Consider the following 25,105-nt stretch of genomic DNA (forward strand, 5'->3'; position numbering starts at 1 on the left):
GAACGCTGATTACTGGTGAACAAACTGGAAAAGAAATGCTTTTTCCTTGATCAAAAATAAGGGATTTGCTCTTTCAGCAACAATACTCAACTGATTCTCCTGCCAAATGAATGCACTACTAGCATAAAACAAAGACGCAAAAACGCCTCTGCGCCTTTGCGTCTCTGCATAAGATATTCCCTACTTACACCATCTCTGATTCTGCCTGCATCATCTGCTGAGGCTGCGGCTGGAACATGAACAACGAGTACACCACATCTCGGCGAATGTTAACCATCATATCCAAGAAGAGTTCGTAACCCTCGCTCTTATATTCAATCAGTGGGTCTTTTTGACCATAACCACGTAATCCCACTGATTCGCGTAAGGCATCCATTTGTTGCAGGTGTTCCCGCCACAAGGTATCAATGCGTTGCAAGATAAAGAAGCGTTCAGCTTGGCGCATCAGTCCGGGCTGAACTTGGTCAATCTGCGCTTCTTTGAGATCGTAAGCAATTCGCACCTGTTCATGGAGGAAGGCTTTAATCTCGCTGACTGACATATCCTCTAATTGACTTGGCTGCAAATCCGCTAACAGATAGACGAATTCTTTGACTTTCTCAACCAACTTTTCTAACTCCCACTCTTCCGAGGGTAAGTCTACGTTGATATAGTAGTCAACGATGTCATCCATCGTTTTTTCAGCGTACTTGATTACCTGTTCTTTCAAATCTTGACCTTCTAACACCCGACGGCGTTCAGCGTAAATAGCACGACGTTGATTGTTCATCACCTCGTCATACTCAAATACCTGCTTCCGAATGTCGTAGTAGTAGGTTTCAACTTTTTTCTGTGCGCCTTCTAAACTGCGGGTTAGCATCCCAGATTCGATGGGCATATCTTCTTCCACTTGGAAGGCATTCATTAACCCAGCAACGCGATCGCCACCAAAAATCCGCAGTAGGTTATCCTCTAAACTGAGGAAGAATCTTGTGGTTCCTGGGTCACCCTGTCTTCCTGCACGTCCGCGCAACTGGTTGTCAATCCGCCGCGATTCATGGCGTTCTGTACCAATTACGTGCAAACCGCCGATTTCCACTACCTCATTATGTTCGCGGGTAGTAAATTGTTCGTATTCCTGCTTAATGCGGTTATATGCTTCCCGCAATTTCTGAATCACGGGGTCGTCGATGGGAGCTTTTTCTGCGGCTACTGCTACCTTGTCTTCAGCTTCCAATTCCGGTAAACTGCGATCACCATACTCACGCACTGCAATTTCTACTGCTTCTTTAAGCAGTTTTTCTGTTTCTTTTGTCAATTGGGTGGGGAAAATTTCTGGTGAAGCCCGCCAAGTTTTGACTTTTTTGCCAGGGACAAAGCCTTGACCACCGCCGTGCCCTGTAGGCAATCCGGCTGGCCTTTGAACGCCAAAGGTGTCTTCATCTTCTGGCATGACGATCCGGGGCATGAAGTATTCCCGCAGCTTCAAACGTGCCATATATTCAGAGTTACCACCGAGGATGATGTCTGTACCTCTACCAGCCATATTAGTAGCAATCGTTACAGCACCTTTGCGTCCGGCTTGGGCGACGATTTCCGCCTCACGCTCGACGTTTTCCGGTCGGGCATTGAGTAATTCGTGGGGAATCTCCAGTTGCTTCAGCAGTCGGCTGAGAAGTTCGGATTTTTCCACACTAGTGGTTCCTACTAATACAGGTCTGCCGAGTTCGTGCATTTCGGCACATTCTCTAGCGATCGCACCCCACTTGCCTGCTTCTGTCTTAAAGACCATATCAGACAAGTCTTCCCGTCTTCTGGCTTGATTGGTGGGAATTACCGCGACTTCCAGTTTGTAAATTTTTTCAAATTCTGGTTCTTCCGTTTTTGCCGTTCCGGTCATTCCACCCAGTTTTGGATACAGCAAAAACATATTTTGATAAGTAATTGTCGCTAGAGTTTGAGTTTCTGGCTGAATTTCTTCGTGTTCTTTGGCTTCAATAGCCTGGTGTAGTCCATCACTCCAACGCCGTCCGGGTAACACCCGACCGGTAAATTCATCCACAATTACCACTTCCCCATTGCGGACGATGTAATTTACGTCCTTGAGAAAAAGTTCTTTGGCTTTAATCGCATTGAAAACAAAGTGCGCCCAAGGATCTTCTGGGTCAAATAAATCTGTAACTCCCAAAAGATTTTCGGCTTCAGCAAAGCCTTCATCTGTCAATAGCACGTTACGAGCTTTTTCATCCACATCGTAATGCTCGTCTTTCTTAAGTGTGAATGCAATTTCAGCAGCTTGCAGATACTTTTCTGTAGGTCTTTCCACCTGCCCAGAAATAATCAGTGGTGTCCGCGCCTCATCAACTAAAATCGAGTCTACCTCGTCAATCACGCAATAATTGAACGGGCGTTGCACCACATCTGCCATTGATGTCGCCATGTTATCCCGCAAGTAGTCAAATCCTATCTCGCTGTTGGTGACATAGGTAATATCGCAATCGTAATTTTTCTGGCGTTCGCTGGGAGTCATGCTTGACTGGATTAGCCCCACACTCAGCCCCAAGAATCGATGCACCTGTCCCATCCATTCCGCATCCCGACGAGCCAGGTAATCGTTCACCGTGATCACGTGTACACCTTTACCAGTCAGGGCATTCAAATAACTCGGCAAGGTGGCGACCAATGTTTTACCCTCACCGGTTTTCATTTCGGCAATTTGCCCTATATGCAAAATGATCCCGCCAAGGAGTTGGACATCAAAGTGCCGCAAGCCTAAGACTCGCCGTCCTGCTTCCCGGACAACAGCGTAAGCTTCTGGCAAAATGTCATCCAGAGTTTCGCCTTTGGCAAGCCGTTGTTTAAATTCAGCGGTTTTACCTTTTAACTCCTCATCGGAAAGAACCTTAATTTCTTCCTCTAAAAGGTTAATTTCAGTAACAGAAGGTTGGTATTTTTTAAGCTTACGAGCGTTGGGGTCGCCCAACAAAAGTTTTAACATGGCAGGTTATAGAACTGAATCAAGGGGGATGGGGATTAAAGGTTCGGTATTGATTATAAACATTTAACCCAACCCAACCGTCTTGGTCGTGGATGGGTGTAACCGAGAATTAACTCAAAAACAGGAGAAAAACTAGCCAATCATTTAGTAAACTGATTGGTTTTAACTCTTATCTTATATTTAGTCTTTCTTCATAGTATCATTTTGCCCCCAGATAGGGCCAGAGAGGGAGTGGGGGAATAGAGTTATAAGATATGAGTTATGAATTTTTCAACTCCTAATACCGTTTCACTTTAATAATTAGGACTTACGCACACTCCACGAATTATTCTCTACCAGACGTTGCGCGTTGGCGATTCGATAAATTAAGCTTTTGGGCGATTTTTGCGTAAGTCCTAATAATGATACAAGTACGTTATTAGGGGCACGGCAATGCCCATTGGTGTCAACTTAAGGTAAAAGCTTGACTAGAAAAACCTTTTAGAGATTGTCTCGTCAAGAGTCTTTGACTGGGAATGCCTAATGGGAGGCTTTGCGTCAAAACTAGCGGCGGCAGAGCCGCAATTGAAGAGCATTTCCAGCCAGAGGCTGGAAACGAGGTTTTAAAGGGGTTTGCGCTTAAGTATGACACCAATGGGCAATGCCGTGCCCCTACGAGAAATCTATATGTATCAGGGTTTGCGTGAAATGCTATAATTCTTAACTCTTCACTTCCACTCTGGTGTCAGGCGGCGGAAATTGTAATCATCAGCACTGGGATGACAGCTGACACAACTGCCAAGCTGGACAGCACGTGGTAACTTAACTCCTGGATGTAGAGCTTTGAAATAACGCGAGTTGTTTAGGCGATAGGGTGTTTCTTCATCGTCTAGCTGCACACGGGAGAAAGTCGAAAGATATTTCCACACCAAGATGCGTGGCGGATCGACTAAAGGCTTTAGTTGTGCGCCGTAGTGCTGCGAGTCTTGCAGGAGATTTTTCCAAGTTTGGGTGGGTAAAACGGCTGGTGGTAAGGCGATGTGGCATGTGGAGCAGTTTTCCAAATAGAGTTCTTGCCCTAGTTGGTACTGTGCAGGAACTACGTCAACTGTGCCAATTTCGGCAGGGGGAGTAGCACTGTGGGCATTAGTTGCCAAGGCTAGAAGCCAGCCCATAGCTAGGCTCCACGTTACAATTACCAAAAGTAAACCGAAAAATTGGCGCTTAAATTGGCGTTCGGCGCTTTGCTGTAGCACTTGGCGATCGCTTCGGGCGGGACGTAGCCCATCGCTGTTAGGCAGGCGTTTTTCGCCATTGTGGGTTTTGCGCTTAACAAAAATTGACATTCCTCACATTCCCAGATATTTAGAAGTAGCGCTTGTGCTAATCATAGGACTTACGCAGTCTTGGCAGTGTTTCACATTTTGCGTAAGTACTTTTAGTAATGTGGCGATGCTTATTGGCAAGCCGCTCTGCGTCTACGCCTCTCTCCATGCATAACAGTAATATAAATGTCTATTCAGCGCACTACTGACTATACAAGGAAAAATATTCTGACAGTTTTAACCTGACTCACTAGAAAAATCAGCTAAAATACCTCAGATTTCATTTACACCAATATTTTCTCGATCAGACTTAGAATAAATCGTTAGTAACAAAATACTTGTAGGTGGCTCAACTTAATAAATCAATCGGTATCCAGCACTTTTACTTTTTTGGATGCCACTGTTTCTCACCTTGTAAATAATATAATCCTCACCAATAACTTACAACTGTAGTAGTTATAGATAGGGATTTAAACGCCGCCATTGTGTGCGATTACGTTCAGTTGAAACCGAGCAATCGGGCTGACTTTTCACGATATGTAGAAAAGGTTATTTTGAGGGTTTCCCAAGCCCTGATTTTTCCGTTAGCTATTTTCATTAACTAAAAGCTATTGAGAATTAAACTGTGGAAAAAGCCACGCTTTTTCGGGGCTTGAGGACTTACCGTGAAAAGTTAGGTTTATAACAATCCCTCCAATTGTGCGAATTTACGCAAACGTGGTAGACATTGGCGCTGATAAAAACTGCTTAATGTCGGAATTGACAGCCCAAATTCCTCAGATAATTCTCTCCAGCTAACTTCCGGGGGTAGGCGTTTGAGAATTAACACCTGACAATTCACATCTGGACGCCCTTTAATGTAAGTACGGCGCAGTTCTCCTTCGGAATCTGTCTTAGCCCATATCTCCAAGTCTTCCAGAATGGGAGGTGCTTGGGGGGTAGCTGGGAGGTTATCTACAGGATCAATGGTTTCCCTGATTCCACCTGATGTAGACTGACGAACCCAAAGAGGGACTGTTATAGCTTGTTCTCGGTTCTGGTTAGTGTAAAAGTCTTGTAGTCTCCGTTTTAGGTAAGCATTCAGCCAAGTGATGACAGTGCCATAGGTGGAGTCATAGATTTGACCTGTCAAACCTTCACAAACATTGCGGCAGAAATACAACCAAGTTTGTTGTAGTGCATCTTGATAGTAGGGAGTACTTTCCCTCCAGAGTCTACTTGCTGTCAAGCGAATAATTTGCGTGAGCAGCTTCTGACGCTGAGGGCTTCCAGGTGGGTGTCCACAGGCTTCGCTAACTAAGCAGCGTAGCTGTTCATCGAATTGAACCATGACAATCTTGGGGCAGAAAGCAAGAATATCTTAGTATTGCCTATAACAACCCCCTAAAAAATTACCTTTGGTCAAGATGCGGTATTTTTTTTCAAATCCTCTCAATATAATCTTACCCAGGACAATAAATTTTCCCACCAGGAATATGTCAGATTACCAATACTCAGCTTCATTTTGTTGCGAATGTCTTGGATATTCCAGTTGGTTAGTTTAGCTAGAGTTTGCGCCTCTTGTTCAAAACGCTTGGGCAAAGACTGCTTATATTCTCTACCTGCCTGACATTTGAGTTCCCCTTGGAAGGGATGTTGCAAAACATAACGCCCTTGGAAAGATTCACTGTTAGCAGTTTGTTGGAATATCAGGTCTTCAGGGAATTTGTCGCGGGTGTAGCGGACATGCAGCCGGGAGATGAAGACGTTACTTTTAGGAGAGGGACGACGAAAGCTGGGGGATGCTGGCAGATTACTTCCAGAATTATCATCTAGCCAAAATACACCTGCTTGCTTTAGTTCCTCTTGGGTTAGGGGATCAGCAGAACAGGGATCGCAACTACTCATGTCCCAAGCATATTCCAAAAAACCAACTTTCCTGTCTTCTTTGGTGTAAACAGTTTGAAACATGGATTTGTAGAATTCACCAAATTCATCTTTGACAAACAAAGGAATGTTCCTGTTGGAAGGGATTTTCACCGTCCGGTAGTTAGTGATTTCTGCCTGTCCTTGGGGCGAGAGGATGTAGACAATCAAATCCTGTTCTGTCGTAGCATTGATCATGCCTAAACGAATTGGCAGCATGAATTTGGCTGACTGGTAGGAAATTTGTAGCGGACGAAGGAACTGGTAGCCAGATTTCTCGAATTTATCCAAGTTGACTTTGGCAACAAAGAATTTCATTGAGGAGCGGATGTAGGGCTTTAGTAACTGTTTCGCACCTCTGGGAATTTTGTAGCCATTGCCTTTGAGCCAAGTTTCTAGTCCCCCAGATTCTTTGGCACTAAGGATCACGATGTCGTATTCGCCGACGTTGAAACGTGCTTCGACTGTTACACCCAAACTAGCATCACCGCGTCTCCCACTGTCTGACTCATTGCTTGCGCGTGATCTAGGTGCCGCAGCAGGTAGATTTACCGAATCAGTAACAGCACAAGGATCTGAGTCAAAATATTCTACCAATCGCGGCGCACTAAAAGCATCCAAGCGCTCGATAATTTTCGGTTCTGTTACGCGAACTTGCTCTTTTTGCAGCACCGTTGGCACAGGTACTACTATTGCAAAATCTTTGACTTCGCCTTGAAAGTCGTTTGCCATTGTTAGGACAGTGCGATCCTCATCCCGTGCTATCACTACCTGAGAAGCTTTGTTATACAGTTTTGTATCAGCCTTGGCTACATAAAATCCACAAAATGCCCAAGCTGCGGGTGCAAAGCATAAAAAAGCTACAATTGTCAACAATAATGGCGTTAAGAATCGAAAAAACTTCATTTTATACCTCTACTTTTTTAGTGCTGAGTTAGAGAGACGCGATTAATCGCGTCTGTACAGGAGTTAGGAGTAGAGACACGATTAATCGCGTCTGTACAGGAGTGAGGAGAGACACGATTAATCGCGTCTGTACAGGAGTGAGGAGAGACGCGATTAATCGCGTCTGTACAGCAGGGGTGAGTAAGAAGTTCTCCCCCCTGCTCCCTCATCTCCTTCTTGCCAAGCAAACCGTGGAGCTACCCAGAGAACATCTAGCAGAATGGTCAATGGTGCAAGGGCAAACAGCGCCCAGAAAACTGCTGTGGAAACAAAGAAATAATTCCGCAGGATAAAAGTTAATCCGGCGATGCAAACTGCCCAAACTACACGCCCAATTCGAGAATTGGGGATCGATCGCGGATCTGTAATCATAAATAGGGCGAACAGCAGCAAAGACCCGCTCATCAATCGGTGCCAGTAAACATCCCAAGTCCAGCCCAGCCAGAGATTGCGAATCGCCTCCAGCAAGGAGTAGCTACCCAAAAAAGCTGCTGTGGTGTCCCAGCGACCAACGCGCTGCAAAATCATGCCACCAGTTCCGGTAAATAATAGCCCATACCACCACTCTTCACCCCATTGTCCCGGCGAAACCCAAGCATCGGGGGTCAGAATCAAGGCAGAAATGATCCCAAAATTGGCGGGATTAAAGAAATGCTTATCACCGACTTGGAAGATAAATTTGCTGGCGATCGCAATTGCTGCGGCTATTGCCATTGTTGTCCAGTGGTCAGCCCGCAACAGCAGGGACAGTCCCAGTGAGGTAATTAAAGCACTCCGAAGATTCGTCATTTGTTCTTTGCCAGTAACTAATGACAATATCCATTGGGTTGCAAGACTTGTGGCGATCGCTACTCCAATCAACTCTGGTCGCAGCGTCCAATCTCGTGTACCGATTCCCACGACTAGGAACAAGCCCAGAAATAGAATTTGATAATCTCGTATATCTTTGAGCAACATTACCCTTTCATTCAGGGATTCCCCGTAGATTTTTCATCAATCTAGACGAGTGCTAACTCAAATAGTATTTCTGTTACAGATTTTGTTACAAAGCGTCCCCACTCTTTGCGTCTTCTTGGTAAAACGGAGAGAGGTTTGGTGTAGAAGTATGTCACAAGCTCATGAACTCAAATCAGCCCAGCATCAAACACACTTGTATTGACGGTCAAGAAATATTATTTACCAGCCAAGAAGACTGGGAAACTTTGCGATTAAACGCCTTCATTGATGATCTACCACTGGCTATTTTAGATTTGCTTTGGTCAGCGCTTGAGTTTACTCAAAAGTACCCTGAAATTCACTTGGGGCTTGGAAAAATATCGATAAGCGAGAATAAATGGATGCCATATATTTTTCTTGAAATAGAATCAAACTTCCAAAGAGTCCACTTGGAAACGTTAACCTGTAATTCTTGTAATTGGCGAGGAAAAACAGCCAATCCTATGCTTATCGATCCATATTGTGGAGATGGGATCAATCAAGATCATTTCACTCTGATGAAAGCTGCTGAAAGATATCCTGTGTTTCCTTGCCCTTCCTGTGGCAAACGTCTGCCAAGACATCCAATTTGGGTAGAATATTGAGGCATTGTATGCGGTGCTTTAAATATGCTTTATTGCCAGAAGCATCACCGAACAGCCCGTCGCAGACATCGCAGTTTCGCAAGCAACATCTACAAAAAGTTGTCAGCAGCAGGTAAACGCAAAATGCAGCTAGCTCCCCTGTTCCCCATTTTCTACCGCATTCTCCAGCCGAGTTTTCCCAACTGCCTTTGGGCTGGAAATCCCCATTCTAAAGCGATCGCCCTCACATTCGATGATGGGCCCCATCCTCAATACACACCCGAAGTCTTGGCAGTATTAGACCGTTACAACATTACTGCCAGTTTTTTTTGGTTGGGTGTTTGCGTCAACCGTTCACCAGCCATTGCTAAAGCCGTGAGCGATCGCGGACACTGGATCGGATTGCATGGCTACGATCATCGCTCTTTTGCCATGCTTTCCCCAAATGATCTGAAGGACAGTTTAGAAAAAACCCAAGCTGCCATCTACAATGCCTGCAACCTGCAACCTGAACAAGTGCGGGATGTCCGCCCCCCAAATGGTTTATTTACACCTGCTACTTTAAAATCATTTTTTCAGTGGAATTACCGCCCAGTTATGTGGAGTGTTGTACCAGAAGACTGGGTGCGACCAGGTGTCACCACCGTGGTAGAGCGAATTATGCAGCAGGTGAAAAATGGTTCGCTGATTGTCTTGCATGATGGTGTTTGCGGTGGAGAAGATGTTGCTGCCACAATTAAAATCCTCATTCCGCAACTGCTACAACAAGGCTATGAGTTTGTGACTGTTGATACTCTGTGGCAGCAAGCTAAGGCTAACCATTGACTGTTACATATTTTAAAAATAGGTGAAGTTAATAATTTGTTTTAAATCAGGCTTTCCCATTAATTATGCCAGAGCAGTTTCCTATCATTGAGGTTCCCCTAGATGCCTCGGAGGCCGATGAAGATTTGGGAACAAAACCAAAGTTCTGGTTTCGTCATCAGGATCTAGGTCGTTGCCTATTCAAGAAAGCTAGACCAAACACAGGAGAAGATTGGGCAGAAAAGATTGCAGCCCAGTTGTCCGAGTTGCTAGGTTTACCCCATGCTGATTATCAATTGGCAATGTTCAATGGCGAGAATGGCATTGTTTCACCCTCATTTTTGCCGCCTCAAGAAGGTGCAATTCTCACCCTTGGTAATGAAATTCTGGCTCGAATAGTATCCAATTATCCACAAGATTCTAAAGACCTATCCCAACACACAATACACAATGTATTCAATGCTATCGGAGATGCTTCGCTAAATTTGCCCATCAACTGGACACCACCAGAGGGAATTAGTCATCCGACAGAAACTTTTGTTGGGTATTTACTCTTGGATACTTGGATTGGGAATAGTGATCGACACCATAAAAATTGGGCATTTATCAGTTTACAAGAGAAGATTTATCTAGCACCAACTTATGACCATGCCTCCTGTCTCGGTAGGAACGAGTCTGATTCTAATAGGAAAAGCAGGCTAACCACAAAAGACGCTGGCTTCTCTGTCCAAGCGTATGTAGAAAGATGCAATTCTGCGTTGTATGATAGAGTTGATGATAAAAGAACCCTCAAGACTTTTAATGCATTTTGTGAAGCGCAACAACGGTATCCAGATGCAGCCAGGGTATGGTTAAAAAATCTAGCAAGGGTGTCAAGCAATGATACGTTAGAGCTTTTTGAGCGTATTCCATCTAATCGCATATCGCAAACAGCAATTGAATTTGCACAAAAGATATTGGAGTTAAATCAAAGTAAGCTGCTAAACACCCTACGATGAAAACACTTTTTTTAGCTTGGCAAGATCCAAAAAGTCGCGCTTGGTTTCCCATTGGTCGCTTAACATTTGACGGAAAAAAATATCAGTTTGTATATACGCAAGGTGCTGTTAAAGCTCAAGCCGAACATAATTTTCAGCTATTGTATTCCTTCCCAGACTTGAACAAAGAATATGCATCAGTTGAACTATTTCCCTTGTTTTCTAATCGATTAATGCGACGCTCTCGCCCCGACTACAAAAATTATATTGAATCGCTAAATATTTCCGAAGGAGAAGACAATTCAATTAGCATTCTTTCTCGGAGTGGTGGACGTAAGGTAACAGATTATTTTGAGGTTTTCCCCTGTCCAGAACCAGATGAAAATGGTTTATACCATATCCATTTTTTTGCACATGGATTACGACACCTTCCTACTTGTGCAACTGAACGAATTAATCAATTACAAACGGGTGAAGTATTATATTTAGCTAACGAATTTCAAAATCCCTACGACCCACGTGCATTGCTTTTATGTACTGAGGATCATTACATCGTAGGTTATTGCCCCCGATATATTGTCGATGATGTTTTTAAACTCAAGAACAAAAATCCTGAACTTGTAAAAGTACATGTTGAGCGCGTTAACCCAGTACCGACAGCTCTCCAACTACGTTTATTGTGCAATATGACCGCAGAATGGCATGAGGATTTTCGTCCATTTTCTAGTCGGGAGTATCAGCCTTTGGTAGCTGATATCCCGATAACTTATGCTAGTTCCGAAAGTTAATGTGGGGCTAGAAAAGCTTCGACTTCAGCAGCAGTCGGTTGAGAAGCGATCGCACCTGCTTTAATGGTAGTCAGCGCTCCAACAGCACTGGCATATGTGACAATGCGTTTTGCTGTTTCTGCATCTCGCAAGCTGTGGATGCCGTGCTGACTCAGTTGGTGGATGAATCCTGCCAAAAAGCTATCACCTGCACCAGTTGTATCAACTACGGGGATGGAAAACGCAGGTAATTTGCCTTCGTTTTCACCCAAACAGTAGGTGCAACCGTTTTCACCATCTGTCACTAATACTCCTTCAATTGAACCCAGACGGTAAGTGATGGCTCCGGGATCTGCGCTTTCAAATAGCCATTCAGCTTCTTCTTTGGAGAGTTTGAGGAAATCGACTCGCTTAAATAATTCTGGAATTTTTTGATGAGCGATGTTTGGCTCGTCCCAAAATACAGGACGCCAGTTGACATCTAGCACAATCTTCAGGTCGTAATGTTCTGCTAACTCTAGGGCGCGGTAAATTGCCTGTTCACTTTCAGGATAGGCTAATTCCAAAGTACCCAAAACCAGAAAATCTGCCTCTTGAAACAACGAATTGGGTAATTGTTTAGCTTGCAGACAAGTATCAGCAAATTCTGCGGTATCATACTGACCAAATCCGGCGAAGGTGCGATCGCCAGCCAGATCCCGTGTAACATAAACTTGCCGCGTTGGTGCTGTAGGATGGCGTTGTACCCCCGTCGTCTCTACACCTACATCTTGTAATAGCTTGACTAGTGCATTCCCTGGTTCATCTTCACCAACGGCTCCGATAAAGCCGGCTGATGTCCCCAGCTTGACTAAAGCACAGGCTACGTTAGCTGGTGCCCCTCCTGGGTAGGGAGTCCAAGATTTCACTTCTTCCAGCTTTAGCCCCAATTGATCGGCTAAACAATCAAACAAAATTTCACCAAGGCACAAAACACGGGGATTGCTCATCTCATTTTTAATTTTAGATTTCGATTTGGGATTAGGAATTTACAGTATAAAATCTACAATAATTTTTGCTAATCTGTCGCCAGTCCTTCATAGAATTAAATAGCAATTTTTACTACTACATAACATCTATATGCTTCTGAACATCGACTAAATTATCTAAATATTTTCACTAATTTTTAAAAATAAATAAGTGTTATATAATACTTATTTGTTGTCATGATTTATATTCTTGCCAACTTGAAATCCAAAGAAAATATTGACAATGGTATTACTGCTAACACTTGAAACCCCTACCAACAAAAGAATCTTCTAGAATTAGAAAGAGCGATTAAGTACATATACCAAGCGAGGATAGAAATAGTCATGGCTGGTGGCAAGTCTGAGACCCCCGTTAGTCTGTCAGACAGAGAACTGCAAATTATCGACTTAGTGGCCACTGGCTTAACTAACCAAGAGATTGCAGGAAAACTGGAGATTAGCAAGCGTACAGTTGATAACCATATCAGTAATATTCTCACTAAGACCCAGACAGAAAATCGAGTAGCTCTTGTCCGCTGGGCTTTACAGTGGGGAAAAGTCTGTTTGAATGATGTTAATTGCTGTCTTCTACCTAGCCAGATTGAATAAACAATTTCTTTAGTAGCAACGTAATTGCTCTGGTCTGGTATACTGACAAGCCAATTTTCAGGTTTACTGATTTTCCCCTCCTCACGCCTAAATTTTCAGTGTGAACACTCTACCAAAAGTTCCGAGTCCTTCACTCAGCCGGAGTTTATGTTAGTGGAGCCAGCTGACCCTCGGACTCGGAAACTATAAAGATCAGAATTCCTTTCCAAATTCAGCAGAACAGATTTAGAACTTACGCAGAGGGGCACAGGAGAATAATTATAGGACTTAGGCATTGACAGGAAAGACCAAATATGAATGATTTGAAAATTACATCTGTCGTAGGGGCACAGTATTGCTCATGCGTATCAATGCCCAAACTCAACAATCATCCACAAAAATTAGCAACAATTCAGTAGTGCAAGCGTTACATTTGAAAGAAATCTATGTTGCTCCATCGGCTTGGAGAGCAGTGTTCCAATGAATACTTCTGCTTATTTTCAGAGTGGCTCGTCTCCCTTTAAATTTTTTAAGTTTGATCTTACGACACCTGTATCTGAGAAAGTTTCGACCCCAGAATACCGACCCTTAGACTTTCCACAACCCACACAAGATGCCGATTTACTTAGGCAGCTATCGTTTATTCCAGGGTTGAAAGAAATTTTGATTATCCGGCAGGTTCACGCCTTAGAACACGCTACTGTTTGGGTTCTTAGCGAATCAAAAAGTGCCTATTCTGCCAAAAGAGAACCTAGTAACGTTCAACTAGATAATGAACTATTAGGCGGTTTGTCTACTGAGCAGGGATTCTATTTATATGGTGAAGTAAATATTAGTGATTTGCGCCGTGCGGTTACAATTGCTCGACATCGCCTCACCAGTGGAGAATGGGATTTGGCTGTACATCCCCGTTGCGGCACAAATTTATCAGTAGCAATGCTCTTAACAGCTGGACTAGCTGTCGGTGTACATCTGTTACTACCATTTCGACCAATCGAGCAAATTATAGGTTTGGGGTTAGCAGCGACGACAGCCGCTGAACTCGCACCTGATTTAGGTTCTATGGCACAGCGTTACCTAACAACTGCCATTCCTTTTAATCTAGCAATTGAAAATATTACCCGTACACGCGACGTTTGGGGGCGTGAGGCACATTTTGTTAAAGTGGGCTGGCAAGACTGAAGAGAGCAAGAGGCAGAGGGGCAGTTCTTGCTGGGAGCAGAGGGGAAAGAAGTAATTTTATCTTTTTCCCCTTGCCCAATGCCCAATACAACTCTACCAGAGGCTGGCGCTTAGGGCGTAGCTATGCCGTAGGCTTTACGGCAACGTCTCACAGTGAGCCTGTTGAACTGCTCAGTACAAGTACCCACTCCCCTAATAAAATTATGAGAAAACTTTACTTCTTACTCCCCGGTACAGATGGCAAATTTGCTTGTGGTGGCCTTTGGGCTGAGTTAAAAGCACTTAATCTAGTTCAGCAATTCTGTAGTGCTGATGTTGTAACTTACCGTCAACGGGAAAAAGGTAAGCTTTTTATTGATGATTTGCTAAAAGAGAAAAATTTAAATGATGTAATTTTTGTCATCAGTTGGGGATTTGATATAGCTCAACTCGTGGCTAAACTTAAGCAATACAATGTCGTTTACCATGCACATAGTGCAGGTTATCCATTTAGACTGCCTGCGAGTATTCCGGTCATTACTGTTAGCCGCTATACAATGGGATATTGGGGAGAAAAATCACCCAATTCTCTTATTTATTATTTGCCCAATCAAATTTCTGATGAGTTTCAAAATTTAGGTCTTGAACGGGATATTGATGTTTTAGTTCAGGCTCGGAAATCTTCTGAGTATTTAATTAAAGAATTAATTCCAGCTTTGCAAAAACGTTGTAAAGTATTGGTTGTTGACTCTTATGTAGAGGATTTACCTGGACTATTCAACCGAGCTAAGGTTTACCTCTATGATTCGGCTGAGTACTGGGCACAACAGCGTGTTAGTGAAGGATTTGGTCTGCAACCAATGGAAGCTCTTGCCTGTGGTTGTCAAGTATTTTCTAGTGTCAATGGTGGACTGGCAGATTACTTAGATCCTGGATTTAATTGCTATAAAATTGCTGGATATTCACAAGAATATGATGTCCAGCGGATTCTAAAGGTGATTGATACTTCAGTAGGTTTTAGTTTGTCTGAAGAGTTTTTGGTTGAGCATCGAACTGAAAATATTATTAATCGTTTTCGAGTTATTCTAAATGAGTTAAATGAATTCTTTGATCACACTATGCAGCAGCCATCTAATATTAAGAGTTTGACCGGAATACGTGTGGCAAAATTACTCGCTCAGAGGATATATGGAAAGCTGGAGAAGAAATACTTTAAGCAATAAAAACGTAAACTCGTAGCGGCAAGCCGCAGTCTACCGCAGAGGCAAGGCAGTGCGCCCTTGCGGTTCCCCGACTTGTACCCCTACGGGGATCTTGCTACGCGCAGCGTCTCCCTTAGGAGAAGCAACTGCCGCGCTGAGAACACAGAGAGAAAAGAGGAAATTGGATGAGTCGGCGGTTATTAGTTACGGGGGGTGCGGGGTTTATTGGGGCAAATTTTGTGCATCACTGGCGTCGAGTTTATCCAGATGACCGGGTGGTGGTGTTGGATGCTCTTACCTATGCGGGGAATCGTTTGAATTTGACGCTGGTTGAGGGAAGAGAGAATTTTCGATTTGTGCAGGGGGATATTTGCGATCGCACCATTGTAGATCAGTTACTAGTATCTGAAAATATAGATACCATCGCCCATTTTGCCGCTGAATCTCATGTTGATCGTTCAATTCTTGGGCCAGCAGCTTTTGTGCAAACTAATGTGGTGGGAACTTTCACGCTACTGGAAGCTTTTCGGCAACATTGGGAGGCAAAAGCACAGCCATCTGATTATCGTTTCCTGCACGTTTCTACAGATGAAGTCTACGGTAGTCTGGGCGCAGATGATGCGGCTTTTTGTGAAACTACACCCTACGCTCCCAATAGTCCCTATTCAGCCTCGAAAGCTGGTAGTGACCATTTAGTGCGTGCTTATTATCATACTTATAAATTTCCAACCATTATCACAAATTGCTCTAATAATTACGGTCCTTATCAGTTTCCCGAAAAACTAATTCCCCTGATGTGCATCAATACTTTGATCGGGAAACAATTACCTGTTTATGGTGATGGTAAAAATGTGCGGGATTGGCTTTATGTGGGCGATCATTGTCTGGCTCTGGATGCGGTAATTAATCATGGTAAACCAGGGGAAACATATAATATTGGTGGCAATAATGAGGTAGAAAATATTAACCTCGTGCAACTTTTGTGTCAGATGATGGATGAATTAGCACCTGATTTACCAGTACGTCCAGCAGAGCAATTGATTACTTTTGTCAAAGATAGACAGGGACATGACAGAAGATATGCAATTAATGCCAACAAAATTCAAACTCAGCTTGGTTGGACACCTTCAGTAACGATTGTTGAGGGTTTACGTTTAACTGTTGAATGGTATCTCAATCATCGTAATTGGTGGGAACCTCTGCTATCTGCGGAATATCAAGCCTACTATCGCAAAAATTATCTATAGAATAATCTAAAATTGGGCTAACTCTAACGAGTAACGTCCTCAAATTTTCATAGTGAACTAATTCATCATAATGTTAAGTGACCAAGAATTATGCTTGGATGTCTATTTTAATTTTGAGCAAATTATTGAATCGCTTTCTGAGAAAAGGCTTTTTTACTACTGATTGATTAACAGGCATTATGGATGGAGTTTGTGCGATCGCAGAACTTTTTGGTCTACTAAAAATGTTGAATTAAAATTTTTATGCCAAAATTTTAATTCAACATTTGAGACAGTGCTACTTGCTTTTTTCAAAGCCAGTGCCTTACACAGTCGTATTCGATATTAGGCATGATGACCTCTTATTTAGGGGGGATAACGTAACCTGCAATACCTTCAAACACATACCCATTCTTACCACCACCCAGCTCACTAAAATTAGTAGTGTAGAAGTGGTCTGTAGCTGCGGAGCTGTAATATCGATATACAGGAAGAGTATCTGTAATAGGTCTAGGATAAACATAACCTACAATACCTTCAGACACATACCCATTCTTACCATTACCCAGCTCACTAAAATTAGTAGTGTAGAAGTGGTCTGTAGCTGCGGAGCTGTAATATCGATATAGAGGAACAGTTCCAGCGTATTTTGATTTAGAAATGTAGGCGGCAATTCCTTCTGAGATATATCCACTCTTACCATTTCCTAGTTCACCAAAATCAACCGTATAAAAATGGTCAACAATTGATGAATTATAGTAACGGTAAAGTGGGTATGCCGTAACTACTGCACCATTAATTGTTCGAGTAATAGAAGGAACCTGAGCAATTAGTAGATTTTCTGAGCTACTTTTGCCTTTGCTATTCTGGAGTTGAGAAGAATTTGATGTCGCTAAAGCTAAATGGTCACTGTTTAAGTAGTTAACTGCACTAATACTTGCAATGCCAACAGCCAAACCACCAAAAGTTTTTAAGACTTTACCCCAAGACCAATTACTAAGCATAAAGTATCTCCTTAGCTTGATATAAAACAGATGTATAGTATCATACTAGTTTTAGTAAAGCAAGAGATTAAAAGTAAAAGACTGTAATGCCTATCAAATCAAGTTTTTTGGGAAACCACTAGATGAACTTGATACTTTGCTTCAAGGTTTGTCCAAAACTCAAAAGAAGTACTCAAGGCTTGGGAGAGTTCGATAGCTGTTTCAGGTGTAATTTGCTTGCTTCCCCGAATAATTTCATTGATGGTTTGAACTGGATGCCCCATAATTTCTGCTAAATCTTTCTGTGTCCAGCCACGGGCTTCTATTTCTCGACTTAAAATTTTTCCTGGTGTTGGTATTCTTGCTGGTACTAGCTTCTGGCTCATATTGCTGTCTCCTCTGCTGATACTTTTTACAATCCCCTTTGTGTCGCCATACCTGTTTGCTATGCTACCTAATCAATCTGCTATACACGGACAAGAACGCGCAAAGATGCCAACAATGGACAGAATCGTTGTTTTCTGAATATTCCTGAAAAATTTCGGTCAAATAATCGTCGATTTATTCCAGGTGCTTGCGGAAATACTCTTCTTTAAATTCATTGAGTGTTCTAAATTTTCTCACGGCTTAGGTACTCCTTTTTCAATAAATTATCTGGCTCACACAGTTTTCTTAGATAATGACTATCCTTAAATAATAAGGAAATCAGATCAGCGTAAATTGCCAGCAGGTGTCAGATGCTGCAACCAGAACAGATATTACAAGATCGTTATCAAATCCAGCGCCAACTCGGCAACAATGGAATTCGTCAAACTTGGCTAGCATTGGATTTACAAGCCTCTGATGGCGAAAATTCGACAGTTGTGGTCAAACTTTTGGCCTTTGGCGGTACTGTACAGTGGGATGACCTGAAACTTTTTGAGAGGGAAGCACAAATTCTTAAACAGCTAAATCATCCCCGCATTCCTCGATATATAGATTATTTTTGTATCGACGATCGCACACTCTGGTTTGGCTTAATCCAAGAATATATTCCTGGTGAGTCGCTTAAGGAAAAACTTGCTCTTGGCAAAAGGTTTACTGAAAAGCGAGCTAGAAAAATCGCCGATGAGATTTTAAATATTCTCATGTATCTACATGAGTTGAATCCAGGGGTGTTACATAGAGATATTAAACCGAGTAATTTAATCTGGGGTGAAGATAATCGGATTTATTTAGTTGATTTTGGCGCAGTTCAGGATAAAGCGGCAAGAGAGGGCGTTACTTTTACCGTTGTAGGTACTTATGGTTATGCCCCAATGGAACAATTTGGTGGTCGGGCGGTTCCAGCTTCAGACCTCTATGCACTGGGTGCAACTTTAATTCATTTGTTAACTGGGACTTCCCCCTCTGATTTACCTCAGCAGGATTTACGACTGCAATTTACAGACCGAGTTAACCTCAGTCCTAGTTTTGTTAGTTGGCTGCAAAAGTTGATAGAACCCGCTCCAGAACAACGATTTACTAGTGCCAGCCAAGCCCTAAGTACTCTCAAATCTGGTTTAGCTGTCAAATCTGCAAATAAGAATCAGCTTTTACCGCTAAAAGAAATAATCAACAATTCTGGGTGCGGGATAAATAATCACAATGAAACAGTCCCAGAGGAAATTCTTGGTTGGAACTGGGGCGCGTTTCTCATGCCTTGGTTGTGGATGTGGCCGAATCAAGTATGGTATGGGCTATTCTGTTTTATACCCCAGATTTCGGGGTTCATGGCGATCGCCCTCGGTGCTAAAGGCAATGAATGGGCTTGGAAAAGTAGACGCTGGCACAGTATTGAACAATTCAAAGCCCATCAAAGAGGCTGGGCGATCGCTGGTATTTTAATTGGAGCGCCTATTAGTATTGTATTGTGGGTCACAGCGATCGCTTTGCTCAAAGCTGCACTGTAATTCAGGAGTCAGGAGAAAGTACTTATTCTCCCCCTGCCGCCTTTTGCCTCGTTCCCAGTCTCTGACTGGGAATGCCTGAGTCCAGGCTTTGCCTGCCTGACTCGCGGCACTGCAATGAAAGAACATTTCCAGGTCGAACCTGGAAACGAGGTTTCAAAGGGATTTTCGCTTAAGTTGATCCCAATGATAGCTGTGCGCTCCTATCAACTCACTTGCGATTCAACTACGCCCACGGGACAAGATACATTTGTCCCTCCTAAACCACAATACCCGTTGGGATTTTTAGCAAGGTATTGCTGATGGTAAGCTTCTGCGTAGTAGAATTCAGGTGCATCCAGGATTTCTGTAGTAATCTTGCCGTAACCTGCACCGTTGAGAGCTTGTTGATAAGCTTCCCGCGATGCTTCTGCTAGCTGCTTTTGACTTTCAGAATATACATAAATTCCTGAGCGATACTGAGTGCCAGCATCATTACCTTGGCGCATCCCTTGGGTAGGATTGTGGCTTTCCCAGAATACTTTGAGCAGTTCAGAATAACTAATCACTTTGGGATCAAACACAACCAACACCACTTCATTGTGACCAGTTCGCCCACTACATACCTCTTCATAGGTGGGGTTGGGTGTTAACCCAGCAGCGTAACCCACGGCGGTGGTGTAAACTCCTTTAAGTTGCCAGAATTTACGTTCTGCACCCCAAAAACAACCCAAGCCAAAGATTGCTTTCTCTAATCCATCAGGATAAGGAGGTTTCAGGGGATTCTTGTTGACATAATGAGCAGCGGGTACTGACATAGACTGTGCCCTTCCTGACAAAGCTTCCTCAGACGTGGGCATAACTTGCTTTTTGCCAAATCCAAATAACGCCATTGATTTTGACTCTGATATACATCTTTACCTTATTTACTATTGTAAAGATTCTAGCGATCGCTTGGGGTTTTCTGAAAGTCCTCACTGGATTGTGTTGACCCTTAGAGATGCGTCTGGGTGTTTGTTTCACTAGTTAATGCTATATCAAAGGGAATTTGGCGTCACAAGATGGATAAAATACCGAAAATTGACCGTCAAAGGGAGCATCAAGCGAACGAACGGACTTTTCTGGCTTGGCTACGCACTTCTATTGCATTGATTGGCTTTGGTTTTGCTATTGCGCGATTTGGCATATTTTTGCGCCAGTTGAATATTGCTCTTACTCAACAAGAACCTCCGGTAAATCCATTATCCAACTCGGAAAATTTGGGTCTGGCTTTGGTAATTTTTGGAATTTTGATTATTGCGTTAGCTGCGTGGCGATATAATCAAGTTTTCTGGCAAATTGAGCGAGCAGATTATAGACCAAATAGGTTAATGGTTTGGATAATGACTGGAGTAGTAATTATTTTGGGGTTTCTCAGTATTCCTTTGCTCTTAAGGCGTGATCAAGTCCCTTCTCATTCTCCTGTTCCAATTCAACCACAGTCCCGAAAGTTGCAAAGATCAACCCCAAACCTCAATGTTAAAAAGGGGACAATTACTACTATATACAAACAAATATTTTTGTTTTTTAAATAGGTCATTATGCTCCCTATTAGCAAATTATAGTAAATCTAGTGAAAATAAATTTGGATTTTCCAAGCTTGCTAATTGTTCTCTAAGCATCAAATCAAGTTTAGGATTCACCTAAGCTGCTGCTCTAACTTCTGGATTGGGATCATTATAGGAGCGTTCCTGGGAAGATTAGCGTAAGTTTTAGTATTGATAAAAATAATAAAACTATTAGGTAAGATGATATATAGCAGTCCTAAATCATATGTGAAAACTTCTTTTTCTTTTTTTGGCGCTCTTCTCTACGGGAGGCTGCGCCAACGCGAAGGCGATTCTTTCATTTTAAAAACTCATTTAGGATTGCTATATCCATAAAGTTGATTTATCTAAAAAAGCAATTTTTATGAGAATAGCGGATGTAATTTTAGTCCATAAATATCTGGAACAATTAGTACGTCTTATTGAGCAACTAAATACAGAACATGTTTCATTTTTTATACATATAGATAAAAAAGCTGATGATAAATTTTATCATCAGGTACTGATTCAACTCAAGGATTTTCCGAATGTCTCTTTCATAAAGAGACACAGTTCAGCATGGGGAAGTTTTAATATTGTCAAAGCTAGTCTTGAAGGAATAAAATCAATAGTTGAAACAGGTACTTACTTCGATTATGTTATACACTTATCGGGTCAACACTATTCAATCAAGTCAAATGAACAGATTAAGAAGTTTTTTCAAGAGAATAAAGGTAAAGAATTTATACAGTGTTCCCTAATACCTAATCCTGGCTATAGCTTAACAAGATTAGAATGTTGGTATTTTCCTGGGAAAAATAGAGGTTTTCGTATTTTTGGAGAATATAAGTTTAAATCTCGTATTAACTCTTTCTTATATTCATTGTTGATTTTGCTAATACCGAAAAGACGTAAATTTCCTAAAGGCTTTGCTCTTTATGGAGGTTCAGCTTTTTGGTGCTTAACAGGAGAATCCATAAAATGGATAAATGATTTTGTTAAGCAAAACCCTAAGTTTGTTAATCGTTTTAATTACACTTATTGTCCAGATGAATTGTTTTATAAAATCCTAATTGCAAATTCACCTTTTAAGGAAAACATTATTAACACTCGCTTGACATATCTAGAGTGGCCTAAGATTAATACCTTTCATCCCAAAATTTTAGAAAAAAATGATTTTGATAAAATTAGAGACTCAGAAAAATTATTTGCCAGGAAGTTTGATATGACTATAGACCCGGATATATTAGATATGATTGATAAAATGATATTGAGTCAATCTTAAAAAAGCAAATAAATTTTGAATTTTGGTCGTAGAGAAGAAATAATAAATGTTCTCGACTATTGAACTTTGGACAAAAAAGAGTGGGTCGCGTAAAATATCCGCGAACTAAACGTTATCTAAAGAACACTCAGATGATTGCTCAAGGTTGACGTTGAGCCAGCCGCCATTCCTCGGCGAACGGACAGTCCACCAGCATCCGTGAAAGGTGAAGATAAAGCAATACAGTTCAGTTAAGCATTTTTTTCTTCTCTCTGTGTCGCGCCAGTTGCTTCTCCCCTTGGGAGACGCTGCGCGAACAAGTCGGGGAACCCGCCCAACGCACTGGCTTCTCTGCGCCTCTGCGGTACCCTGCGGGAAGCCGCTCCGCGTCTACGTTAAAAAAACTGACTTTGACAAAGAGTTTTAGCCTTAACCCAAGCGTATTGGAAGATAAAGTGGGTTTTATCAATCATTTGAAATACTAAAAAAATTGATAGTAAAAATGATAATCGCTACTTTGGAGGAGAGAGGGCGAGAGTCGTTCGCCCTCTCTCCTCATTTTTTATTATCATTATTATTCAAGAATTGGACAACCTCAAATAATAGTGATATTACTTATAATAATTGAGACGAAACTGCTAAAATAGCGGATGAATTATTATGCGAATTTAGAGAACTTTGGATAAGCTTTAGATAACGGAATGCGTTACACAAGCATTCACTAAAGGTAACAGCGGCCCTAGTTGCTCTTGTCCATTCACTGCTAAATCGCTGTGACACAAATAAACTCTCTCGGATACACGAGATAGTAAATCGGTCAAAATCTTTCGCAGTCGTTGTTCTTCTGCCAATTTCTCGTCTTCTGCTGTCCAAGGTTCGCCTAATCTGTCTCGCAGGAAAAACGGCGCACCAAACAAAGTCGCCGCCCCACCTTTGGCCCACAGCGGTGAACCAGCATCAAGCCAAAAATGCCAGCGGTGCGATCGCCTACTAGATCGATATTGAAATATAGTTGCTAAGGTGACAGCCCTTCTGGCTCCACCGATGGGGCGTACAGGGTAAGGGTTGGCGGTAATTGTACCACGTCGCAGTAATTGAATAAATTCGATAATAGTTGTGTGAGGCGTTGTTTCATCTGGGGCAATTTGTCGTAACCTGGTGTCAATTTCCCAGTAGTGTTGGGCGGTTTCTAATAATTCCCGTAATGCTGCTAGTTGTTCGTAGGGGAGATTGCTACCATTCCACAAAAAGCGCTGAATTGCCCTGTCTAAGAGGGAAATGGGACTGGGAATTAAACGCAGTTCTTGTTGCGATCGCTGCTGTTCTAACCACTGTAATATCTCATTATAAGCTGTAGTAGCCGCATAGCCGATTCTATCCCAGCGCTCGAAGGTTGACACTGGCAGCAAGTTGGGGCGATCAGGATGTGGTACAAAGCAGTAATCTGCAATTAAACCAGCCCGTACCGGGTCAATATCAGTAGAAACGCGATTAATCGCGTCTGTAGAGTTTTCTGGTGCTTGTTGTTTCCTGCTCAATACAACCAGCATTTCTGCCACAGCATCCCGATCTACCAGGCGTCCCAAGCCGGGATAAACTAGTGCCAGCATGGTGAGTAAGGCGCGAATGACGGGTGAACTAACTAAGGGACGTTGGTCATTCAGCGACTCTACTTGGATGTTTTGCTTGATCAGGATTTCTACTAGAGTATAACGAGCGATCGCATCTAAACCTGGTGCAATAATCGCCACTTGTTCTGCTTGCACTTGCTGTGATTGGATGGTATTAGCAATTACCTCTGCTGTTTGCCGCAATAATTGGGCGCGGGAGGTGGTTTGAATTGAATGCACCATTTTTGGTAAACTCAACAGTACCATCGGTTCTGTGACTAATTCCACCATCTGTTTAGTAAGTTCCTCACCAAGGGACTCTGAAGGCGGCCCGGTTAAGATTTCTACTCGACAACGCTCTGCTAACCCTTCTAGATAGTTGGGATCTGCTCCCAATCCCAATCGCACTGCGCCATCGGGATTGTAGCTAAACGCCCCGACTGCACCTTGATCCAACAACAACTCAAACAAAAGACGCGCTACGCTAGGATAATCATCTACATCATCCGCCAGTACCGCCTGATAGCGTTTAGTTAGGTGCTGCTGGTAATTGCGATCGCTTAACAAATATTGACTATAAAGTTCGGTAATAATCCCATAACTTAGTAATCCCCTCTCTAAACACCAGTTACGCCAATCTAGGAGCAAAGAGGCTAGAAATTCCGGCTCTAAAGTTGTAGTATTATCCCCCAGACCCCTTGCCAAAATCTGGGCAATATCTTCGCAACGTACACCACTGTAAGCTGCTAATTGCAATAAGTCTAGAATGCGACGCACCAATCGAGACTCATTCACTCCCGCAATCCGTAAAATTTCTTCGTCTAATTGGGGACGCCAGAGTTTGGTTGCTAACTCTTGTTCCGTTTCTGGTCGCAATCTTACCGGAAACTGTGCCTTTAGGCTCAAGGAGTTAATTAGCAACGGCCAAAATAAAATAACTTCATCCTGGAAAAAACCTAGCGGTGTCTTGGCACGAACCGGATATTTTCCCAAGGTAGATGTAACAATTATATCTCCCAATTCTCGACGATTATCATCATTGGCAGCTAAGACTAAAACTCCTGGCTCTGTTTGTTTAAGATATAAAAATTCCGGTATGCGTTCGCCCTTGGCGTTGGCGTTGGCGTTGGCGAAGCCTCTCGTAGAGAAGCCTCTCGTAGAGAAGCCTCTCGTAGAGAAGCCATCGCCTTTTTTTCGTTCTGGCTTTTTAGTATAAAATGATTCAGTAAACTGTTTTTCAGGTTGTACCCAACTACAAAATTGCTCTACCAAGCGAGCCGTCTTACCACTGCGGCTAGTGCCAACAATCCAAACCGAATGAGAAACCACAAACTTTCTCCTTGTAGATTTGCTA

20 protein-coding genes and 1 pseudogene are annotated in these 25,105 nt (G+C 42.7%); 11 read left to right on the top strand and 10 right to left on the bottom strand.

Annotated features, from left to right (window positions below):
- Positions 1 to 184: 184 nt before the first annotated feature.
- From secA to V7K46_RS14270, 5 genes are all read right to left on the bottom strand, one after another.
- Positions 185 to 2,977, bottom strand: coding sequence for a preprotein translocase subunit SecA (gene secA, locus V7K46_RS14250; protein ID WP_335114102.1), 2,793 nt, complete (start codon positions 2,975 to 2,977; stop codon positions 185 to 187).
- A 707-nt stretch (positions 2,978 to 3,684) separates the two neighbouring features.
- Positions 3,685 to 4,302, bottom strand: a complete 618-nt coding sequence (locus tag V7K46_RS14255) for a cytochrome C (RefSeq protein WP_335114104.1) — start codon at positions 4,300 to 4,302, stop codon at positions 3,685 to 3,687.
- A 658-nt stretch (positions 4,303 to 4,960) separates the two neighbouring features.
- The gene (locus V7K46_RS14260) at positions 4,961 to 5,611 is read right to left on the bottom strand and encodes a sigma-70 family RNA polymerase sigma factor (protein ID WP_335114106.1); all 651 of its coding nucleotides are present in this window, start codon (positions 5,609 to 5,611) and stop codon (positions 4,961 to 4,963) included.
- A gap of 101 nt (positions 5,612 to 5,712) precedes the next feature.
- The gene (locus V7K46_RS14265; RefSeq protein ID WP_335114108.1) at positions 5,713 to 7,092 is read right to left on the bottom strand and encodes a DUF2330 domain-containing protein; all 1,380 of its coding nucleotides are present in this window, start codon (positions 7,090 to 7,092) and stop codon (positions 5,713 to 5,715) included.
- Between the two features lie 153 nt (positions 7,093 to 7,245).
- Positions 7,246 to 8,088 carry an RnfABCDGE type electron transport complex subunit D gene (locus tag V7K46_RS14270; protein WP_335114110.1) on the bottom strand — a complete coding sequence of 281 codons (843 nt, stop codon included), beginning with the start codon at positions 8,086 to 8,088 and terminating at the stop codon, positions 7,246 to 7,248.
- Between the two features lie 161 nt (positions 8,089 to 8,249).
- Here V7K46_RS14270 and V7K46_RS14275 point away from each other — a divergent pair, with 161 nt between their 5' ends.
- The 4 genes from V7K46_RS14275 (at position 8,250) to V7K46_RS14290 (ending at position 11,259) form a co-directional block, all read left to right on the top strand.
- Complete coding sequence (locus V7K46_RS14275; RefSeq protein ID WP_335114112.1) at positions 8,250 to 8,711, top strand: hypothetical protein; 462 nt, start codon at positions 8,250 to 8,252, stop codon at positions 8,709 to 8,711.
- Between the two features lie 123 nt (positions 8,712 to 8,834).
- Positions 8,835 to 9,515, top strand: a complete 681-nt coding sequence (locus V7K46_RS14280; RefSeq protein ID WP_335114195.1) for a polysaccharide deacetylase family protein — start codon at positions 8,835 to 8,837, stop codon at positions 9,513 to 9,515.
- 65 nt (positions 9,516 to 9,580) lie between these two features.
- The gene (locus tag V7K46_RS14285; protein ID WP_335114114.1) at positions 9,581 to 10,492 is read left to right on the top strand and encodes a HipA domain-containing protein; all 912 of its coding nucleotides are present in this window, start codon (positions 9,581 to 9,583) and stop codon (positions 10,490 to 10,492) included.
- On the top strand, positions 10,489 to 11,259 hold the full coding sequence (locus V7K46_RS14290) for an HIRAN domain-containing protein (RefSeq protein WP_335114116.1): 771 nt from the start codon (positions 10,489 to 10,491) through the stop codon (positions 11,257 to 11,259). Before V7K46_RS14285 ends, V7K46_RS14290 begins: the two co-directional genes overlap by 4 nt.
- Here the strand turns inward: V7K46_RS14290 and V7K46_RS14295 are convergent.
- A complete protein-coding gene (locus V7K46_RS14295; protein WP_335114118.1) occupies positions 11,256 to 12,227 on the bottom strand; it encodes a carbohydrate kinase family protein in 972 nt (323 codons plus the stop codon). The genes V7K46_RS14290 and V7K46_RS14295 overlap by 4 nt on opposite strands.
- Positions 12,228 to 12,590: 363 nt before the next feature.
- Between V7K46_RS14295 and V7K46_RS14300 the strand changes: the two genes are divergently transcribed.
- The 4 genes from V7K46_RS14300 to rfbB all read left to right on the top strand — a co-directional run bounded on the left by V7K46_RS14300 (position 12,591) and on the right by rfbB (position 16,443).
- Positions 12,591 to 12,854: a helix-turn-helix domain-containing protein gene (locus V7K46_RS14300; protein ID WP_335114120.1), complete on the top strand. Its 264-nt coding sequence runs from the start codon at positions 12,591 to 12,593 to the stop codon at positions 12,852 to 12,854.
- A 459-nt stretch (positions 12,855 to 13,313) separates the two neighbouring features.
- A complete protein-coding gene (locus V7K46_RS14305) occupies positions 13,314 to 14,015 on the top strand; it encodes a DUF6391 domain-containing protein (RefSeq protein WP_335114122.1) in 702 nt (233 codons plus the stop codon).
- 203 nt (positions 14,016 to 14,218) lie between these two features.
- Positions 14,219 to 15,217, top strand: coding sequence for a glycosyltransferase (locus V7K46_RS14310; protein WP_335114124.1), 999 nt, complete (start codon positions 14,219 to 14,221; stop codon positions 15,215 to 15,217).
- Between the two features lie 164 nt (positions 15,218 to 15,381).
- Positions 15,382 to 16,443, top strand: coding sequence for a dTDP-glucose 4,6-dehydratase (gene rfbB / locus V7K46_RS14315; RefSeq protein WP_335114126.1), 1,062 nt, complete (start codon positions 15,382 to 15,384; stop codon positions 16,441 to 16,443).
- Positions 16,444 to 16,784: 341 nt separating this feature from the next.
- On the opposite strand, the gene V7K46_RS14320 is transcribed toward rfbB, so the two are convergent.
- Entirely contained in the window at positions 16,785 to 17,426 is a 642-nt protein-coding gene (locus tag V7K46_RS14320; RefSeq protein WP_335114128.1) for a hypothetical protein, read from the bottom strand.
- Positions 17,427 to 17,524: 98 nt separating this feature from the next.
- Positions 17,525 to 17,791 carry a HigA family addiction module antitoxin gene (locus V7K46_RS14325; RefSeq protein WP_335114130.1) on the bottom strand — a complete coding sequence of 89 codons (267 nt, stop codon included), beginning with the start codon at positions 17,789 to 17,791 and terminating at the stop codon, positions 17,525 to 17,527.
- Between the two features lie 351 nt (positions 17,792 to 18,142).
- Between V7K46_RS14325 and V7K46_RS14330 the strand changes: the two genes are divergently transcribed.
- Entirely contained in the window at positions 18,143 to 19,336 is a 1,194-nt protein-coding gene (locus V7K46_RS14330) for a serine/threonine protein kinase (RefSeq protein WP_335114132.1), read from the top strand.
- A 203-nt stretch (positions 19,337 to 19,539) separates the two neighbouring features.
- On the opposite strand, the gene msrA is transcribed toward V7K46_RS14330, so the two are convergent.
- A complete protein-coding gene (gene msrA / locus V7K46_RS14335) occupies positions 19,540 to 20,205 on the bottom strand; it encodes a peptide-methionine (S)-S-oxide reductase MsrA (RefSeq protein ID WP_335114134.1) in 666 nt (221 codons plus the stop codon).
- 168 nt (positions 20,206 to 20,373) lie between these two features.
- Here msrA and V7K46_RS14340 point away from each other — a divergent pair.
- Together V7K46_RS14340 and V7K46_RS14345 are read left to right on the top strand one after the other, a co-directional pair.
- A pseudogene (locus V7K46_RS14340) lies at positions 20,374 to 20,808 on the top strand (YidH family protein); the annotation flags it as partial.
- A gap of 454 nt (positions 20,809 to 21,262) precedes the next feature.
- Entirely contained in the window at positions 21,263 to 22,162 is a 900-nt protein-coding gene (locus tag V7K46_RS14345; RefSeq protein WP_335114136.1) for a beta-1,6-N-acetylglucosaminyltransferase, read from the top strand.
- A 668-nt stretch (positions 22,163 to 22,830) separates the two neighbouring features.
- On the opposite strand, the gene V7K46_RS14350 is transcribed toward V7K46_RS14345, so the two are convergent.
- Entirely contained in the window at positions 22,831 to 25,080 is a 2,250-nt protein-coding gene (locus V7K46_RS14350) for a recombinase family protein (RefSeq protein WP_335114138.1), read from the bottom strand.
- Between the last annotated feature and the right edge of the window lie 25 nt (positions 25,081 to 25,105).

This window comes from Nostoc sp. (genome assembly GCF_036917395.1).
Classification (GTDB): Bacteria; Cyanobacteriota; Cyanobacteriia; order Cyanobacteriales; family Nostocaceae; genus Nostoc.